This window comes from Ulvibacterium marinum, assembly GCF_003626755.1.
GTDB lineage: Bacteria > Bacteroidota > Bacteroidia > Flavobacteriales > Flavobacteriaceae > Ulvibacterium > Ulvibacterium marinum.
The window spans coordinates 855,295-874,496 of record NZ_RBCJ01000001.1; the positions used below are offsets into that span (position 1 = coordinate 855,295).

Genomic DNA, 19,202 nt, shown 5'->3' on the forward strand with positions numbered 1-19,202 from the left:
CAGCCCTTGTCCAAATATTTTACATAAAAGAAATCAAAAACTCCCCTTTTCCAATCTAAAGTTTTGATTGTTAATTAGTTGTGTTTTTGGCACAGAAATCGATTTGGTTTGCAACGTAGTTGCAGCCTAGGGTTTTGACATAAGCAATATAGTCATGCAAGAGCGAGGTAAAAGGAACTATTTAGACCTTTAAAATAACGTCACATGTTGAAGCACCATCTATTTCTATTCTTTCGAAATATTAAGAAGAACAAAAGCATTTTTTTGATTAATACCGTGGGCCTTGGCATAGGAATCGCCTCTTTTTTGGTATTGGCCGTCTATGTATACAATGATCTTACTTATAATCATTTTAATACAAACCTTTCTAACATCTATCGTATTCGCGAAGGGGAAAGTTTTCAGACCAAAGGACCTTTATTGCCTAAAATATTGGAAGATATCCCAGAAGTGGAAAACGGGACACGGGTTTTTGATTGGGACGGATATCGATTGAGTTATGGGGAAGTGGCCTTTGAGGAAAATTTGAAGTATGTGGACAATGGCTTTTTTTCCATATTTACCTTTCCATTTGTTGAGGGTTCTGCCAAAAATGCGATTCAAGATAAATTCGGGGTCGTCATAAGTACTGATTTTGCCAAAAAATATTTTGGCGATACCCCGGCCTTGGGCAAACAGTTTCAAGTAAAGTTCGAGGATGTATTCCTTACGGTAAATGGTGTGGTGGATATTCCCAGAAATTCTTCCATCCAATTCGATATTGTGGCCTCCTACGAAACGGGAGAAACCATTTCCCCGTGGATCAAGGAGGCACATGATTGGTATAACACCTTTTCCGAGAGTTATGTGCTTCTGGCACAGGGTACGGACTTGAAAGATGTAAAGCCCAAGCTACAAACTATTGTAAAGGAGAATTTCCTCCCCGTTGGTAAAAACGAGACCGATTTGGACTTGTTCCCTTTTGCCGACTATCACAGCACGGTGGAATCCAACCGCACCCTTATCGTGATTCTGGCCCTAGTTGCTTTGGGCATCCTAGGTATAGCCATTGTGAATTTTATCAATCTTACGATTACCAATTCCTTGACCCGTACGAAGGAAATAGGCATTAAAAAAGTTTTTGGGGCCACGGGGAATTTCTTGTTCCGCCAGATTATGACAGAAAGTATGTTAATGGGACTGGGTGCCCTGTGCTTGGGAATAATCTTGACCTTGGCATTATTACCCACCTTTAACGGACTATTTGAAACGAACTTAAGCTTCAACCCTTGGGAAAACCCTTTCCTCATCTACGTCCTTTTGGGGATTTGGTTGATTGTTGGCATATTTTCTGGGATAGTACCATCGTTAGTATGGGCCCGTGGAAAATTGGTAGATAGTCTACAGGGTAAACTATCGAATCAGAATAAACCAGGGTTTTCCAAATATTCTTCGATAGTTGTACAATTTGTAATCGCCATTGTCCTTATTTCCGGAACTTTTTTGATACGTAAGCAAATCAATTACATGATTGATAAGGACCCCAAGTTTGATAGCCAAAATAGTATTGTGGCCCAAACGGACTATTGGCAATATAAAAATCTTGAGGCGGCTTCACAAAACCTAGAGATTATTTCCAAGGAGCTGGAAGCCACCCCTTACGTGGCCACAACAAGCTTTACAGGAAGCATACCCGGGGATTATGATGAAAACTACAATACGTTCTACCCAGAGGCCAAAAGCAGTCTACCCAACATAGGTCTTAGAAAGTCTTATGTGGGAAAAAATTATTTTAAGACTATGGGCATCTCTGTGTTGAGCGGACACGGTTTTGATCAGCCCCCGACGTCCTTAAAGAATACTGTGGTCCTAAACAGAACTGCGATGAACAAGCTCGGTTTCGAAAAAGCGGAAGGGCAAATTATCCGTGAAAGCTCTGAAAGTGGACAACCCTACCGTATTATAGGAGTCATTGATGATTTTAGTTATCAAGGATCGCAACATGAGACACAGCCTTTGGCCCACTTTTATTCGGAACGTGAGAACTTTATGGATTGGGACTATCTAGTGGTACGAGCTGAAAAAGGCGCAAGTTCGGCAGCAGTACGGTTGCTTCAAGAAAAATGGAAAGACTTACTGCCCGAGGGTTCCCTGACCCATTTTTTTGCCGACAACAAACTAAATGCATACTATACGGAATATAAGCGGGTGAATACGCTTATTACATGTTTCTCTGCCTTGGCCATTATCCTTTCCTGCATAGGTCTTTTTGCTCTGGCATCCTATGCCATGGCCCGCAGGACTAAGGAAATTGGTATTCGAAAGGTAAACGGTGCAACAATAACACAAATTCTTTCTCTCTTGAACAAGGACTTTTTAAAATGGGTGGTACTTGCGTTTCTGATCGCTGTTCCTTTGGCATGGTATGGTCTGGAGAAATGGTTGGAAGGGTTTGCTTATAAAACAACCATGAGTTGGTGGATATTCGCTTTGGCAGGCCTCATCACATTGAGCATTGCATTGCTCACCGTAAGTTGGCAGAGCTTTAGGGCAGCGACAGCAAACCCAGTAGAAGCATTACGGGAAGAATAATCCCGATACCAGTAAAATAAAAATCAATTAAAGAACGAAAAACATAGAAAATGAAAAACGTAACCACACTTATCACATTAATCGTTTGTATTGCTATAACCCATGCCCAACGTGGCAAAAAAGTTAAGGGGAATGGCCATGTTGTAACAGTTGAAAGAACCACAGATACCTATGACGGTATTTCTGCAAGTGGATTTTATGATATTGAGCTAATCGATGGTGAAGAAGGGCAACTAACGCTCAAGGGCGAGGAGAATATCCTGGATAATATTGAAACCGAGGTCAAGAGAGGTACTTTGGTTATCAGATCAAAAGATAATAAGCACTTGATCCCTTCTCGCGGAGAAGGCGTTTTTATAACGGTTTCCGTTGATGAGATCGATAAGATCCGCCTATCGGGATCTGGGGATTTTGTCGGAAGGAAAACACTCAGAACCCGTGATATGGATATTCAAGTATCCGGTGCAAAGCATATCGATTTAACTATCGATGCCACCGATATTACTATCGCAACATCAGGTTCCAGCAATATTGATTTAAAAGGGAACAGCGAAGAACTTACGATACGATCTTCGGGCTCTTCCAACGTAAAGGCCTATGGATTGGATGTAGATGAAGCAACATTGGAACTCTCCGGTTCCTCCGATGTTGAGGTGACGGTAAACGAATCATTGACGTCTAGAGTTTCCGGGTCCGGGAATATCCAATATCGTGGCAATCCCGATAAAGTGTTTAATCAGATTTCCGGATCGGGATCGGTATCCAAGAATTAAAGGAGTATTTGCTTTCCTTCCAAACGGCGCATCGGGCGAGTTCCATAACATGTCCAAATTGAACGGAAGGGAAGAAGGATCCAATGACCATTGGGGTAGGAAGGAGCAAACCAAATGTTGAGTACATGATGAAACTACCCCGGTGGTTATTTGGGCTTCACAAGAAAATAACGAATTATGCTAAAACACAATCTAAAACTATTTTTCAGGAACATAGGAAAGCATAAAAGCACTTTTTTGATCAATGTTGTGGGCATGTCCACGGGACTTGTTTGTGCTTTGTTCATCACCCTTTGGGTATTGGATGAACTAAGCGTGGACCGTTTTCATGAAAAAGGTGATCGATTGGTCCAAATATTACAAAACTTGCCTACCCCTAATGGTATAGAAACCGATGAGGCGACGCAAGGGCCTTTGGCCAGTGCGCTTCTCGATGAGTTTCCCGAAGTGGTACAATCGGCTACTGTTCTGGATAATTCGTGGTTCGAGGGCGAAAAGTTTTTGTTGTCCGATGGAGGTAATCGATTTTTCAAATCCGTGAATCAGTTTGCCGGGAAAGACTATTTTAACATGTTTACATTTCCCCTGCTCTATGGAAATCCATCGGAAGTACTTGCGCATACCAACTCGGTGGTCATTTCGGAAGAAATGGCCCAAAAGTTATTTAAAACTACAGATGCGGTAGGTAAAACATTGGAATGGTTGCATGATGAATACGGCGGCTCCTATACGGTTTCCGGAGTTTTTAAGAAATTGCCCAAAAACTCCTCAGCGCAATTTGATGCCGTGTTCAATATGGAGGTCTTTATTGCACAGAATGAAGATTTAAGGGATTGGCGCGATAGCGATGCGAAAACGTATGTTCTGCTCAAGCCAAACACAGACCTAACGGCATTCAATACCAAAATCAAGAATTTTCTAAAGACCAGGAACGAAAATTTTCCTGAGACTTATTTGGCACAACGCTATTACGAAAGGTATCTGCATGGCAATTACGAAAATGGTGTGGTTGCAGGCGGAAGAATCCAATATGTTCGTTTGTTTTCCTTGATCGCCCTTTTAATATTGATCATTGCCTGTGTCAACTTTATCAATATGGCAACGGCCAAGGCTTCGACCCGTATCAAGGAAATCGGTGTAAAAAAATCGGTAGGAGCCAAACGAAAAAGTTTAATGCTTCAATTTGTAATGGAATCGATTATGATGGTAACGGTCGCCATTGTAATAGCATTGTTTGTCGTTAAATTACTGCTGCCTCAGTTTAATGGTATTTCTGGAAAAGAACTGACCCTGTCTTTTGATCCCAACCTGATATTGGGCATAGTGTTTATTACCCTGATAACAGGTATCGCGGCTGGGGCCTATCCTGCACTATATCTATCTGGCCTTTCGGTACTGAATGGACTTAAAGGACAGCTGCTCAAAAGTTTTGGCGGCAATTTTGCCCGAAAAGGCCTGGTCATATTCCAGTTTGTGACATCGGTAATCCTCATTGTATCCGTCGTAATCGTTTACAAACAGATGGATTTTATCCAAGACAAAAATTTGGGATTTAATCGTAATAATGTTATTTGGTTCTCATCTGGTGTAATGGGAGCGGACACGGGCAAGGCCGAAGATGTTAAGGAGATGGGCACGACCGATATCGAGAACTTTGTACAACTGCTGAGAAATACACCCGGTGTCGTTAACGCCTCCAATTTTAGGCATACGATGATGGCCGATTTCGGAACCACTACAGGACTCGATTGGTCAGGAAAGGATACGGAGCAAGATGCGCTTTTTGCTCAAATTGCCGGGGGCTACGATTTTATAGAGACATTACAAATGGAATTGAAGGAGGGAAGAACATACTCTAAGAAATTTAAAACAGAAAAGGAAAAAATCATTTTTAATGAGGCGGCCATTGCCCAAATGGGCATGAAAGACCCGATAGGAAAAGTCATTAATCTTTGGGGAGAGGATCGAGAGGTAATCGGAGTAGTAAAGGATTTTCATATCGATAGATTGTATAAAAAAGTCTTGCCCGTTTTTATGACTCTAAGCGATACCGGATTTGCTTCCAACATTATGGTACGAATGGAACCTGGAACAACAACGGCAACCTTAGGGCGCATAAAGAAAGTGTATCAGGATTATTTTCTTTCGGAGATGCCTTTTGAGTTCAATTTTTTGGATGAAAATTATCAGTCACTTTATGAATCGGAAAGGCGGGTGGCGGCCCTATCCAAATATTTTGCAGGTCTGGCCATATTAATCTCTTGTTTGGGTCTCTTCGGTCTGGCCATTTTTACCTCGGAACGAAGAAAAAAGGAAATCAGTATCCGTAAGGTGCTAGGACAAAGTGCCGCACAGGTAACGGTTATGCTTTCCAGTGAATTTGCAAAATTGGTGTTGATATCCGTTCTCATTGGTCTTCCGATAGCCTATCTACTGGCCAAAAATTGGCTTTCAGGTTTTGCCTACCACATTCCGTTGCAGCTATGGTATTTCTTGGGTGCTGGGATTGCTGCACTTGCCATAGCCATGCTTACTGTAGGCTCGCAGGCAATACGGGCCGCAAATAATAATCCGGTGGATGGATTAAGGGACGAATAATTCCGTCAACCATCAGGGACATGGACAAAAAACTAGAATCATGCTAAAACACAACATCTTACTCTACTTGCGGAACATCAAAAAACACAGAGGCAGTTTTTTGATTAATCTGACAGGACTATCTACCGGTTTGGCCTGCGCCTTTTTGGTATATCTATGGGTCTCTGACGAAATGGCCATGGATAAGTTTCATGAGAATGAAGCCCGTTTGTTTCAAGTAATGCGCAATGTCCCCAACGGCCAAGGAGAGGTTGCTACCCATACCTCCAACTCAAGCCTAATGCTCACGGCCTTACAACAGGAATTTCCTGAGGTAGAAAGGGCCGCGGCAGTCTTTGAAATGGAAACTAATGCCATGCTCGAAAGTGGGGAAAAGAAAATCAGGGTCATGGGCCATATCGCCAGTGCAGATTATTTCAACATGTTCTCGTATCCATTGATTCAGGGGAACAAGGATAACATTTTAAAGGATGCGAACTCCATAGCGATTTCATCAAATCTCGCCCACAGCTTTTTTGGGGAAGGAAAGGACCCTATGGGCAAAGTGATACGACTTACCCATGGAGAAGAGGAAATAGATGCGATTTTCACAGTTTCCGGAGTTTTTGAAATCCCTAAACAGGCCTCGGAACGTTTTGATTTCCTCCTTCCCTATGACAAGTTTCTACAACTCAGGGACCCCAAATACATCCATTGGGGCAGTAACGGTTCCAGCATGTATGCACTGCTCAAACCAGGGGTGGATATTATCAATTTCAATAAAAAAATTGCTGGTTTTATAAAAACCAAAGATAAAAACAACAGAGCGACGGTATTCTTGAGCCGTTATTCCGACAATTATTTAAAGGGGCGTTTTGAAAACGGAAAACAGGCTGGGGGCAGGATCAGCTATGTGTTCTTGTTTTCTCTGATAGCTCTTTTTGTATTAATGATTGCCTGTATCAACTTTATGAATTTGTCCACGGCAAGGGCATCAAGACGGTTAAAGGAAGTAGGGATAAAGAAGGCAGTGGGGGCCAGTAGAAAGTCATTGATTCTTCAATTTATGATAGAGTCCCTATTACTTTCGTTTTTTTCATTGATATGTGCGGTGGTACTGGCAATCTACCTACTCCCTTGGTTCAACACAATTACGAACAAGGATCTCAGCTTCGTTTTGGAACCGCACATTCTTATGGGTATTATAGGGATAACTTTGCTTACCGGATTGATTTCCGGAAGTTACCCCGCGCTATATCTATCCAAGTTTAATCCGGTTAAAGTATTGAAAGGTAAGATAAACACCTCTTTTGGTGAACTCTTATTGCGTAAAGGTTTGGTCATCTTCCAGTTTGGTATCTCCATTTTGTTGATTGTGGCCGTTAGTATTATCTATAGGCAGCTGGAGTTTATCCAATCCAAAAATTTGGGTTACGATAAGGACAATGTACTTGTCTTTGAGCGTCAGGACGGCCTGCTAAATAACATGGAGGTCTTTCTTGAGGAAGCCAAACAATTGCCGGGGGTAGTAAATGCCTCTTTTATGATGGGCAGTATGACCAATTTTGACAATTCCTCCAGAGGGCACTCATGGCCTGGACAGACCGAGGAATCAAAAGGGCTCACATTTTGGCATTCCCATGTAGGTCCCGATTTCATTGAAACCATGGGCATTGAAATGAAGGAGGGAAGATCATATGTCAATGAAAAACCCAATAATGAATCAAAGATTATACTCAATGAGACTGCAGTTAAATTAATGGGTTTAGAGGATCCTGTGGGAAAGGTAATAGATATGCGTGGGCCCAACAGGGAAATCATTGGCGTAGTAAAGGATTTCAACATCCAATCGCTGTATGACGAAATCAAGCCTATGGCACTGCTGTGCAGAACGGAATGGGTGAGCAACCTTGTGGTAAAAATAAAAGCAGGGGAAGAACAAATCGCCATTGATGGGCTAAACAAGTTATTTACAGAATTCAGTCCAGGCCTGGCCTTTGATTTTCGGTTTTTAGACAACCAATATCAGGCCCTGTATGTCTCGGAACAACGGGTGGCCACGCTATCGAAATACTTTGCCGGTCTGGCCATTCTAATCTCTTGTTTGGGCCTTTTTGGATTGGCAACGTTTACCGCCGAACGTCGGCGAAAGGAAATTGGCATCCGAAAAGTATTAGGCCAAACCGCGGCGCAGGTCATGGTAATGCTGTCCAGTGAATTTGCCAAGCTTGTAATCATTGCAATTTTGATCGCTTTGCCCATTGCCTATTTATTGGCCCAAAATTGGCTGTCCGGCTTTGCCTATCGTATTCCGCTACACGTATGGCATTTCTTGGGCGCAGGTGTCTTGGCGTTATTGGTGGCCCTATTTACAGTCGGGAGCCAAGCTATAGGGGCGGCAAATCGAAATCCAGTGAATTCGTTGCGGGAGGAGTAACCCCGATAACTACGAGGACATCAATCAAAAATTGAAATCATGTTAACACATCATCTAAAACTATTTTTCAGGAACATCAAAAAAAATAGGGGTACATTTCTAATCAATATTATAGGTCTTTCCACAGGCTTGGCTTGTACCTTGCTCATTGCGCTTTGGGTCTTTGACGAACTGGGCGTGGACAAGTTCCATTCAAACGATACCCGCTTGTACCAAGTTGTAGAAACCCCTCAAATCGATGGGCGTACCGTACAAAACCCCAGTACGGCGAGCCTATTGGCAGAGACCTTGGCCCAAGAATTTCCAGAAATTGAGTATAGCACAAGTGTACGGGAAACAAGGGAGTTATTGTTGTCCAAAGGGGAGACTAGTTTTAAGACCCAAGGTCTGTACGCCAATGCGGAGTTTTTTAACGTATTTTCCTTTCCCCTTCTTCATGGGAATAGCGCTACGATTTTTGGGGATAAAAACACCATTGTAATATCCGAGGATTTGGCCAAACGGTTTTTTGGTCAAACGAATAACGTAATCGGCAAAACATTGGAGTTGGATGGAAAAGCACCTTTTACGGTTTCGGGGATTTTGGAAAATGTACCTGCCAATTCCTCTATCCAGTTCGATTTTGTGCTTCCTTTTGAGTTTTTCAAGGAGATCAGTCCTAATGCCTTGGATTGGGGCTACAACATCGTACAGGTTTATCTGGTCTTGAAAGAAGGGGCGAACATTACCGATTTCAATACTAAAATCAAGGGTTTTATGGGAACGAAGACCAGCGATCAAGGCCGACCCTTGTCCACACGTTTGTTTTCCGATAACTATCTCTACGACAAATATCAGGATAGGGTGGAGAAGGCTGGTAGGATTGCCTATGTGCGACTTTTTTCCCTGATTGCTTTTTTAATTTTGGTCATTGCCTGTATCAATTTCATGAACCTTTCTACGGCGAACGCGTCACGTAGACTAAAGGAAATTGGTATAAAGAAGGCCTTGGGGTCCAAACGGAACGTTTTGGTATCCCAATATCTGGTAGAATCCCTATCCATGACCTTTTTGTCCCTTTTGATCGCCCTTTTGATTGTTACTTTGTTGCTACCCCAGTTCAATGCCATTGCGGCCAAACAGATAACGCTGGACTTCAAGGGGCACTATATCCTGGCCTTGGGAATCATTTTGGTGATTACCGGTTTTTTGGCCGGCAGCTACCCTGCTTTTTACCTATCGGGATTGAACGCCATTACAACATTAAAGGGGAAGCTCCATACTTCAAAGGGAGAGGTGTTTGCCCGTAGGGGCCTGGTCATTTTTCAATTTGCGCTTTCCACGATATTGATCGTTTCCGTGCTGATCGTGTATCGGCAGTTGGAATTCGCCCAGAATAAAAATTTGGGTTATGACAAGGACAATGTAGTGTACTTTGATATCGAAGGAAAGGCTAGACAAAACCTGGATACCTTTTTAGCTGCGGTGGAGCAGTTGGAGGGCGTGGCATTGGCCAGTAGCATTTCTACGAATATCGTGGGAGGCAACAATACCACGACCCGTTTGCAATGGCCTGGGAAAATGCCTGATGAAAAGGCAGTATTTCAGATACGTCCCGTAAACTATAACATGATAGAGACTTTTGATATCGATATCATTGAGGGGAGGTCCTTTTCCAAGGAGTACGGAGCGGAAGGATCCAAGATTATCTTTAATCGGACAGCGGTCGACTTGATGGGGCTGGACGACCCCATTGGGAAGGAAGTTTCTCTGGAGAACACCAATTTTGAGATTGTAGGAATTACGGAGGATTTCCATTTCGCCTCGCTCCATGAGGAGATCAAACCCCTGTTTTTTGTTTTGCGACCCGAATGGACGCGTACGGTTATGGCCAAGATTAAAGCGGGCCAGGAAAAATTGGCGTTGGGCCAACTTCAGGATTTTTACGAACGATATAACCCTGGTTTGGATTTCGATTACAAATTTTTGGACGAGACTTATGCCGCGCAATATGCCGCGGAACAACGGGTCTCAACATTGGCCAAATATTTTGCGGGGCTCGCCATACTGATTTCCTGTTTGGGCCTTTTCGGGTTGGCAACTTTTAATGCAGAAAGAAGGCGAAAGGAAATTAGTATCCGGAAGGTATTAGGTCAAAGTGCAACAGAGGTCACGGTTATGTTGTCCAGCGAGTTTGCCAGGCTGGTCTTGATCGCGATGCTTATCGCATTGCCCATTGCTTATATTCTGGTCAACAACTGGTTATCCGGTTTTGCCTATCGCATTCCCTTGCACCTTTGGTATTTCCTGGCGGCCGGATTGGCGGCCTTGGGGATAGCCATGTTGACCGTGGGAGGTCAGGCGATTCGTGCCGCGAACCATAATCCTGTTGAGGGGTTACGGGAAGAATAAACCCTTGTAGGAGGGGAATTATTAAGAGGATTTATTAAAAAACGATAGTGTCATGTTAAAACATAATATCTTACTTTTTTTCAGGAACATCAAAAAGAACAAAAGCACCTTTTTGATCAATGTTATTGGGCTCTCTACGGGATTGGCCTGTGTGCTATTAATTTGTCTATGGGTAAACAACGAGTTAAAAGTAGATGGATTTCATGGGAATGAAGGGCTACTTTATCGCGTTATTGAGCATGTACAATTCGACGGCAACAGCATTACAACTTGGAAAGAGACGTCAGGGCCAATTGCGGAGGTATTGGTAGATGAAATGCCCGAAGTGGAATATGCCACTCCCGTTGTTCCAGGTTCTTGGTTTGGAAAGATTTCTCTTTCTGCAGGAGAGAACAATTTAAAAGCGGAAGGAAATTACGTTGGGAAGGATTATTTCAATATTTTCTCTTATGGACTGGTCATTGGGGATAAGGATCAAGTACTCTCGAACAGAAATTCCATTGTGTTATCCAAGGATTTAGCCATAAAACTATTCCAAACGACTGAAAACATCATAGGCAAAGTGGTCGAGTTTGAGCAGGAGCAACAATTTCTGGTCTCGGGGGTTTTCGAAGGAACGCCTTCCAATTCAACAGTTCAATTTGATTTTGCCCTTCCTTTTGAATTACTCGAGGACAAACCTCTTGGGGTAGATAGTTGGGGCAGTTTAGGCCCCCAAGTATACGTAGTATTGAAGGAAGGGACCAATATCGAAGAGTTGAATAAGAAAGTGGCCATGATCGTAAAGAACAGATATGAAGATTCTACACGTTCCCCAATGCTCGTTCCTTATTCACAGGATTACCTCTATGGAACGTATGAAAATGGCAAACAGGTCGGAGGCAGAATCGAGTATGTAAGATTGTTCTCTGTCATCGCTTTGATTATTCTACTTATTGCCTGTATCAATTTCATGAACCTTTCCACCGCAAGAGCTTCCAGAAGGTTAAAAGAGATAGGCGTAAAAAAAGCTGTGGGCGCAAAACGCAAGGCCTTTATTTATCAATTTCTAGGCGAATCAGTTGTAATGACTTTAATGGCCCTGGCCGTGGCGCTTGTGCTAGTAGTGCTCTTTCTTCCGCAGTTCAACATAATCATAGGAAAACAATTGGTGTTGGATTTTGATGGGAATCTTGTTCTTTTAATATTGGGAATTACCTTGTTTACAGGCCTAATAGCAGGAAGCTACCCGGCACTTTATCTGTCTGGGTTTAATGCGGTAACCGTTCTCAAGGGAAAGCTGGATAGTTCGCTTGGGGAATTGTGGACACGAAAGGGATTGGTTGTTGTTCAGTTTTCGCTCTCCATTATATTGATCGTATCCGTTTTGGTGGTATATGGTCAAGTGGAATTTGTACAAAACAGAAATTTAGGATATAACAAAGAAAACATTGTCCATTTTAAGGTGGAAGGGAAGGTCAAGAAGCAATTGGAGGCTTTTGTATCCCAAGTAAAAAAGATACCAGAAGTAGACAATGTATCCAGCACTACCCATGATATGGTTGGCCATAATTGGTCTGTTGGCATTGATTGGGAAGGAAGAGATCAAGACAATCCGGTCTCCTTTCAAGTTGCCGGCGTAGACTACGACCTGATCGAAACATTAGGAATGGAGATGACCAGCGGACATAGTTTTAGTCGTGATTTTGGGAGCGATAGTACTGGAATCATATTTAATGAAAAAGCCATAAAAGCTATGGGACTTAAGGACCCTATTGGCAAGACTGTACGTTTTATGGGTGAAAAAAAGATTATAGGAACTGTTAAGGATTTTCACTTTAAATCCCTTCATGAACCCGTGGAACCCCTTTTGATGATTATGATGCCGGACGCTGTAAAAAAAGTTATGGTCCGAATGGAAGCTGGAAAAGAAAAAGAAGCACTCGCCAAGATTCAGGATTTTTATCAATCATTTAATCCGGGGTTCCCTTTTGAGTATGAATTCTTGGATGAAAATTACCAGGCCCTTTATGAATCCGAACAACGTGTGGCTACGTTGTCAAAGTATTTTGCGGGGATGGCGATTTTGATTTCCTGTTTGGGATTATTTGGATTGGCCATTTTTACCGCAGAGCGGCGGCGCAAGGAAATCAGTATTCGAAAAGTACTTGGACAAAGTGCCGCACAGGTAACCATTATGCTCTCCAGCCAATTTGCAAAACTAGTTTTGGTCTCCATATTGGTTGCATTGCCTATAGCTTACATTTTGGTCAATAACTGGTTATCAGGATTCGCATATCGCATTCCTTTGCAGATATGGTACTTCTTGGGAGCGGGGCTAGTGGCTCTGGCTGTGGCCATACTTACCGTAGGTTCACAGGCCATTCAGGCAGCGAATAGAAATCCGGTAAATGCCCTTAGGGATCAGTAGAACGAATTAAAAAATGAATGTCATGAAAAAACTGCCATTACTTTTCTTTGTACTTTTTGGGATTTCTCTATTAGCCCAAAAGAAAGGAAAATATATACCAATGAAGGCCGAAAAATGGGAATTTAAGGCAGAAGCAGCAGAATTTATGGAATATAAATCCAGACCGGCGCTCAAAATTCTAACAAGTAGCGATAGGGTTATATTAAAGGATTTGAATTTTACGAATGGAACCATAGAATATGATTTTGAGCCATTGGATCCCAGATTTGCTTCTTTATATTTTAGGTGGAAGGATGCTTTGGAGAATGAATGCTTTTATTTCCGTACCGGGGCGGCGGGGAATCCATTTGCCGTAGATGCTATTCAATATGCACCGCATATCGATGGGATAAACCTTTGGGATATGCTCTTTCACTTTCAATCCAATGCCGACTTTAAGACCGGAGACTGGAATCACGTAAAATTGGTGATTTCGGGCCAACAAATGAAAGTCTTTGTAAACGATATGGGGCATCCCGCATTGGTAGTACCAAAATTGGAGGGGAACGTTTCTGAAGGACAGTTGGCCTTTGATGGACAAGGAATCATTTCCAATCTTGAAGTAAAGGCCGATGTTGTGGAAGGACTTTCTCCAGAACCTGGGCCAGACCCTACGGGCAATGATGCACGCTACCTCCGAAATTGGGGGGTTAGTGAAGTAATCGTTCCTCCTAAAAATATAGATTTTGATTACGGTTACTTTCCGAATGAGGAAACCAAATGGGAGGAAATTGTCTCGGAACGTAGGGGATTGATTAACCTCACTCGCAAGTTCGGAAAGGCTGAGGATCGCAGAATCGTCTGGTTAAGGACAACGATCAATTCTGCAAAGGCCCAGGAAAGAATGCTTCATTTGGGTTTTAGCGATGAAGTTTGGGTTTTCATAAACAAGCGACCCCTATATATGGATAAAAATTACTATGGCACTCCGTTGATCAAGTCACCGGATGGGCGATGTTCCATTGAAAATGCAATGATCAAGACCCCTTTGAACGAAGGAGATAACGAATTGCTGGTCGGAGTGGCCAACAGCTTTTATGGTTGGGGAATAGTCGCCCGTCTTGATAAACTAGTTGATTTAAAAATTGAAAATTAAATATATAAGAAATGCTAAAGAACTATCTAACAATCGGTTGGAGGAATTTAATGAAGGACAAGACCTTCACTTTCTTAAATGTACTGGGTCTTTCAGTAGCCTTTGGCGTGGCCATTCTGTTGTCTATGGCCGCCTTTTTTGATTTGTCCTATGATAAATTCCACGCGAATGCGGACAGTATTTACAGAATATATTCTTCGGAACAAACTGCCAAAGGACAGGAAGCAAGCGTAAGTCACCCTGCTCCATTCGCAGAAGCCCTAAAAGCCGAAGTACCAGGTGTGGAAAGGATTTCCCGCCACGTTCAAGATAACGCACTGACCACTTATGGCGATACCGAATTGAATTTGGACGCCGTTTGGGTCGATAAGGACTTTTTTGCAATGTTCTCTTTCCCTGCCTTGAAGGGCAATATGGACAATCCATTGGAAAATCAATCTTCGATCGTAATTACAGAAAGTACGGCTGACAAGTTGTTCGGGGAAGGGGAAGGGATTGGGCAGACCGTAAACATCCTAATCAGTGGCGAGGAACAACCTTTTACAGTATCAAGTGTAGTAGCAGATAATCCATCCCAAAGTACTTTGGAATTTGACCTGGCCATTCGTTTTGAAAAACACCACGAATATAGCGGAAACCGAGAGTCATGGGATAACAGATATCACGACATATATGTACAATTACAAAATGGCGTTTCACCGGCGCAATTCGAGAAAAGTAGTCGTCCGTTAATTGCACTTCGCTACCAAGAACAGATTGAGAATGCAAAACGCGACGGTGCACGTGCCAATGCAGATGGATTGTATTGGCAAATAGGACTGCTTCCTATGACCGATGTCCATTTTGCGAGTTTTCCCAACGGATTTTTAAAAATAAGCAGAATGGAGCCCTATCTTATTTTAGGTATCGCCTTTCTCATTCTCTTTATCGCCTGTGTGAATTTTATCAACATGAGTATAGCCAAGAGCACACAGCGGTTACGTGAAATTGGAATGCGCAAGACCCTAGGTGCACAGAAACCACAACTTTTCTTTCAATTTTGTAGTGAGAGTTTCTTTGTATTTATGGCTTCTGCAGGTATAGGCATCGTTTTGAGTATTTTATTGCTCAATGATTTTAAGACTATTTTCCGTACGGATGTTTCATTGGACATGGTAGCCTCGCCATGGGCCATATCGGGTTTTTTGGGTGTTGTACTCCTAATTACGTTGATCGTGGGGGGATATCCCGCCTTGCTCATGAGCAAATTGGGCACGATACAATCCTTAAAGGGCAAGTTGGATGCTTCCGGAAAAAATAGGGTCCGAGATGTTTTGATGGTAGTTCAGTTTAGCATCGCTATCTTGTTAATAAGCGGAACCTTGATATTGTGGAGTCAATTGGATTTCATGCGCAACAAGAACTTGGGCTTCAACAAAGAACAGGTTATTTCCTTTCCTTTGGATGGAAAAAAGAACAGTTACGAAGCCGTTCAATTACTTCGTAATGAATTGAGGGGTAATCCCGATGTCTTGAATGTGACGGCAGCCGACAATAATTTGGGATATGGTCTCGACGGGAGCTCATCTAAAAGTTTGTATGGGTATGAATATAAAGGCCGTACGGTAGGGACCAATTTTTTGACCGTGGATTACGATTATGTAGAGACTTTAGGCCTTCAAATGGTAGCCGGAAGAAATTTTCAGAGAGGTTTTGCAAATGACAGTTTGAGTGTAGTCATTAATGAGGCAATGGCGAGGGAACTGGGCGAAGACGATCCACTTACCGCCTACGTGATGATGAACGATAGTATTCAATATCCCGTAATAGGGGTGGTCAAGGACTACAACTTTGAACGATTGGATAAAGCGATTGAGCCCCTGACCATGTTTATAAATAGCAATTGGGATCTCTATTATGCCTATGTAAAGGTCGCTCCCAGGGATATGGTAAAAACTATGGATGCTATACAGCAAGCTTGGGCGCGTATTGAACCCAATGCTGAATTCCTGGGCTCTTTTTTGGATGAGAATGTGGATAGGACATTCCGTAGGGAAAAAGTTATGGCCACCTTAATTACCAGTGGCTCTGTCATTGCCATAGTGTTGAGCTGTATCGGTCTTTTTGCTATTTCGTTGTTGGTAGTCAATCAACGCACCAAAGAAATCGGTATCCGAAAAGTGATAGGTGCCAGTGTTTCATCCATAACTTTTATGTTAACCAAGGATTTTCTAAAACTGGTAATCATAGCCTTTTTAATAGCTTCCCCCATAGCATGGTGGTCTATGAACGAATGGCTCAAAGGGTATGCATTTCGAATAGAATTGAACGTATGGTTTTTTATAGGTGCGGGAATGTTGGCCATGGTCATTGCTTTTTTGACCGTAGGCACGAGAACGGTAAAGGCAGCATTACAAAACCCGGTAAAGAGTTTGCGAACGGAATAATTAAGATAGGAGTACTATGCTAAGAAACTATTTAAAAGTTGCGTTACGGAACATTTTGAAACACAAAATGTTTTCCTTGATCAATATTTTTGGTCTCTCCGTGAGCATCACCACCTGTCTGCTCATTATCCTATTGGTGTATGGGCAAAAAAGGGTAGACAATTTTCATGAAAAAGGAGATCGAATCGTTCGTGTGCTGAGTGAGACGGACAATGGCTCCTTTGCTTCAACCCCCTTACCTCTTGCCTCAACTTTATTGCAGGGGTATCCCCATATACTAGAAGATGCCGTACGCATTAAATCCAGTTTTGTTGGAGGTGATGTAATTTACGATAACAGGCGAATCCCCTTGGCGGGTCGCTATGCGGATGACAGTTTTTTCAAAATATTCAGTTTTGAGCTAATAAAGGGAGACCCTGCTACGGTATTGGAAGCACCATTCTCCATAGTATTGACAAAAGAATCTTCCGAAAAAATCTTTGGGAAGGAAGACCCTCTCGGAAAATCGGTTAAGCTCAATGATATTGGCCTTAATACCATGGACATTGCTTTGATTCCTACGGAGAATACCGAAACCTTGATTGACGATTTAGTGGTGACCGGTGTTGTGGACAATACCTTGTCCTCCCATATCCAATTTGAGTTTTTAATCTCCATGTCTACCATTCCCTCCCTAATGAAACAAGGCAAGAGTCAGGCAACTTTTGATGACTGGGAAAATTATTCTGACAGTTATCTATATGTCCTGTTGCAGGAAGGTAAGACCGCTCAAGATTTGGCCCCTATTTTGGCGGACATCTCCAAAGAAAAGTATGCGGCCCTAGACGATGTGAACATCTCTTTTGGATTGGAACGACTTTCACAGATTACCCCAGGAGCATTTCGCCAAAACCCGATCAGTCTGCGCATGCCGATCGAGGTTATCTATTTCCTTTCGTTTTTGGGATTGGTAGTACTGTTTTCCGCATGCTTTAATTATGTAAACCTTTCATTTGCAAGATTTTTGACCCGTTCCAAGGAAGTTGGTGTACGAAAGACCATGGGAGCTGCACGCTACCAGGTATTTGTGCAGTTCATCATTGAATCTGTTATCATTGCGCTATTGTCCCTTGTGGTAGCCATTGGATTACTTCAAGTGCTTAGTATTGTCTTTTTGGATCTTTGGATCAATCAGTTTCTGATCTTGGATCTTACTCCGGACCTAATGCTCTTCGTTCTGTTTATTGGATTTAGTGTTTTGGTCGGTGGTCTGGCCGGATTGCTACCCGCCTCTTTTCTTTCTTCCTTCTCCCCCATCAAGGCATTACGGAGTTTTTCGGGAATATCACTTGGCAATGGCAAACGTTTTATGTTAAGAAAAGGGTTGGTTCTAGCACAATTTTGTGCCTCCTTATTTTTTATCATCACCACCCTCTTGATTTTCGCACAGTTGAATTATCTATTGGAAAAGGAATATGGTTTTGATCAGGGTAATGTGGTCAACATAAAGCTTCAAGGTATCGAGTACGGGACCTTGGCCCATGAGTTGGGTCAAAACCCGGCCGTTGAGACCATATCCGCCAGTTCGTTCGTTCCCGGTACGGGAGGCTATAGTGGAAGTACTAAGGTCAAAACCCTACAAATGCCGGATGCCGATCTATCATCCAGTTACATTGGTATAGACCAGAATTTTATTCCCAATCTAAAACTATCATTGATTGCCGGCAATAACTTTTCCGCTTCCATCCCAAAAAAAGATGAAACTATGGTTGTCGTCAATGAAGCGCTTGCCCAATTATTGGGATATAAGGAACCTAAGAGCATTGTGGGAGAAACCATTTTAATCGGTGAGGACCAAAGTGCGGTGCAAGTTATCGGCCTGACCGAGAACTACATATTTGATTTGCTGACGGAGGCAGATCAAGATGAGCCCCTTTTAATGCGCTACCTTCCCGACAAATTTACCTATATGAACGTGCGTTACCACCCCACCTCGGATATTGGTTCAATGCTTTTGTCCATGGAGGAGAAATGGAAGAAGTTGGATAGGGTGCATTCTTTTAAGTATGAAATCTATGAGGAGGAACTGAAAGCGACAAATTCCATATTTGCCGATATGATGTACGTTTTGGGGTTTATTTCTTTTTTGGCCATTACCATTGCATCACTAGGCCTTTTGGGAATGTCGGCTTTTACCGTTGAATCAAAGAAAAAGGAGATCGGAATCCGGAAAGTACATGGTGCCGGCGTTAAACAAGTAGCCCTTTGGCTATCCAATAGCTATCTATGGTTGTTCGCACTGGCAATTTTGATTACAATTCCCATTGCCTATTTTATGAATACGATATGGCTGGAAGAGTTTTCGTATCGTGTCAATTTTAGTATTTGGATCATAGCTGCCGGAATTGCGATTATGTTTGTTCTTGGATCAAGTAGCGTCTTATCACAAACGGTCAAGGCGGCCATGAACAATCCCATAAAAGGTCTAAGAGAGGAATAAAAA

Annotated in this window: 9 protein-coding genes; all 9 read left to right on the forward strand. The window is 42.6% G+C overall.

Annotated features, from left to right (window positions below):
• Positions 1–204 precede the first annotated feature (204 nt).
• The 9 genes from D7Z94_RS03545 to D7Z94_RS03585 all read left to right on the forward strand — a co-directional run bounded on the left by D7Z94_RS03545 (position 205) and on the right by D7Z94_RS03585 (position 19,199).
• Entirely contained in the window at positions 205–2,571 is a 2,367-nt protein-coding gene (locus D7Z94_RS03545; RefSeq protein WP_120710136.1) for an ABC transporter permease, read from the forward strand.
• A 50-nt stretch (positions 2,572–2,621) separates the two neighbouring features.
• Entirely contained in the window at positions 2,622–3,344 is a 723-nt protein-coding gene (locus tag D7Z94_RS03550; protein WP_120710137.1) for a head GIN domain-containing protein, read from the forward strand.
• A 177-nt stretch (positions 3,345–3,521) separates the two neighbouring features.
• On the forward strand, positions 3,522–5,942 hold the full coding sequence (locus D7Z94_RS03555) for an ABC transporter permease (RefSeq protein WP_120710138.1): 2,421 nt from the start codon (positions 3,522–3,524) through the stop codon (positions 5,940–5,942).
• A gap of 40 nt (positions 5,943–5,982) precedes the next feature.
• Complete coding sequence (locus tag D7Z94_RS03560; protein WP_120710139.1) at positions 5,983–8,358, forward strand: ABC transporter permease; 2,376 nt, start codon at positions 5,983–5,985, stop codon at positions 8,356–8,358.
• Positions 8,359–8,397: 39 nt separating this feature from the next.
• Positions 8,398–10,749 (forward strand): ABC transporter permease, encoded by a 2,352-nt coding sequence (locus tag D7Z94_RS03565; RefSeq protein WP_120710140.1) that lies wholly within the window; start codon positions 8,398–8,400, stop codon positions 10,747–10,749.
• Positions 10,750–10,801: 52 nt separating this feature from the next.
• Positions 10,802–13,159 (forward strand): ABC transporter permease, encoded by a 2,358-nt coding sequence (locus D7Z94_RS03570; RefSeq protein WP_120710141.1) that lies wholly within the window; start codon positions 10,802–10,804, stop codon positions 13,157–13,159.
• A 22-nt stretch (positions 13,160–13,181) separates the two neighbouring features.
• Positions 13,182–14,294: a LamG domain-containing protein gene (locus D7Z94_RS03575; RefSeq protein WP_147415822.1), complete on the forward strand. Its 1,113-nt coding sequence runs from the start codon at positions 13,182–13,184 to the stop codon at positions 14,292–14,294.
• Between the two features lie 11 nt (positions 14,295–14,305).
• Complete coding sequence (locus D7Z94_RS03580) at positions 14,306–16,720, forward strand: ABC transporter permease (RefSeq protein ID WP_120710143.1); 2,415 nt, start codon at positions 14,306–14,308, stop codon at positions 16,718–16,720.
• A 16-nt stretch (positions 16,721–16,736) separates the two neighbouring features.
• Complete coding sequence (locus D7Z94_RS03585) at positions 16,737–19,199, forward strand: ABC transporter permease (RefSeq protein WP_120710144.1); 2,463 nt, start codon at positions 16,737–16,739, stop codon at positions 19,197–19,199.
• Positions 19,200–19,202: the final 3 nt, after the last annotated feature.